At 46.7% G+C, this 915-nt stretch carries 1 protein-coding gene and 1 pseudogene; one reads left to right on the top strand and one right to left on the bottom strand.

The window, feature by feature from the left end:
- The first annotated feature begins 15 nt into the window (after nucleotides 1–15).
- Complete coding sequence (gene ybaK / locus R7190_RS26155) at nucleotides 16–489, top strand: Cys-tRNA(Pro) deacylase (protein ID WP_005481362.1); 474 nt, start codon at nucleotides 16–18, stop codon at nucleotides 487–489.
- 56 nt (nucleotides 490–545) lie between these two features.
- Here the strand turns inward: ybaK and R7190_RS26150 are convergent.
- Nucleotides 546–915: pseudogene (locus tag R7190_RS26150) on the bottom strand (23S rRNA pseudouridine(2604) synthase RluF); the annotation flags it as partial.

Here is a 915-nt window from a genome sequence, read left to right as displayed (position 1 = left end):
ATAAGGAGAATCTTGATGACTCCGGCCATTAATCTTGCGAAAAAGAAAAAAGTTCCTCACACCATTCACCAGTATGAACATGACCCGAGAGCAGACAGCTATGGGTTAGAAGCGGCTGAAGTGTTGGGGCAAGATCCTAAAAAAGTATTCAAAACCCTGTTGTTTTGCCTTAATGGCGAGCCCAAAAACTTGGCAGTAGCCATCATTCCTGTGGATCAAAAACTGAATCTAAAATTGGCAGCCAAAGCAGCAAAGGGTAAAAAAGCCGACATGGCAGACCCAGACATCGCTCAAAAGACAACGGGCTATGTAGTTGGGGGCATTAGTCCACTTGGACAAAAGAAAGCGTTGCCAACCTTTCTACATGAAAGTGCAAAAGAACAAGAGACGATTTGTGTGAGCGCGGGTAAACGAGGCTTAGAAATTGAGCTTGCTCCGCAAGATCTTGTGGCTTTGACCAGAGGGCAGTTTGCCCCATTATGCTTGTAAGCCAGTTTGGGTTGAATGACCAACAAAGAAGAAGGACGCGAAAGCGTCCTTTATTGTTATTTTTTGAGGCTTAATGTGCCACTAGTGCGTTTTGCCGGTTTACTTGTCGTATTCGGATTGACGTAATGCTGCTTCGGTTTGCTCGGTTTGCTCGGTTTGCTCGGTTTGCTCGGTGTTTGAGGCTTGTTTTGCGGTCTGCCATGCTCACCTTGTGGCTTCGCACGTTCACCTTGAGGTTTCGCTTTGTAATGCTCTTTCGCAGGGCGTGAGTTTTCATCATCACGTTGACGGCGCTTTTGCTTGCCTTTTTTAGAGTTAGGTGCATGACGGAACTCGTCAGCGTTATTACCACGGAAGGTGCGCGTTTTTTGATTGCGACGAGCAGTCGAACCTTGGTTCTCTTCTCGGCTATCAAACAGTTTCGCA

The sequence above is a fragment of the Vibrio sp. 1078-1 genome (assembly GCF_033340475.1).
Note: the sequence above shows the minus strand (reverse complement) of the source record. Positions and strands in the feature narration are given on the sequence as shown.

Bases quoted from the DNA above. Each gene is read 5' to 3' on its own strand.
- ybaK (WP_005481362.1), top strand. From the start codon at position 16: ATGACTCCGGCCATTAATCTTGCGAAAAAGAAAAAAGTTCCTCACACC.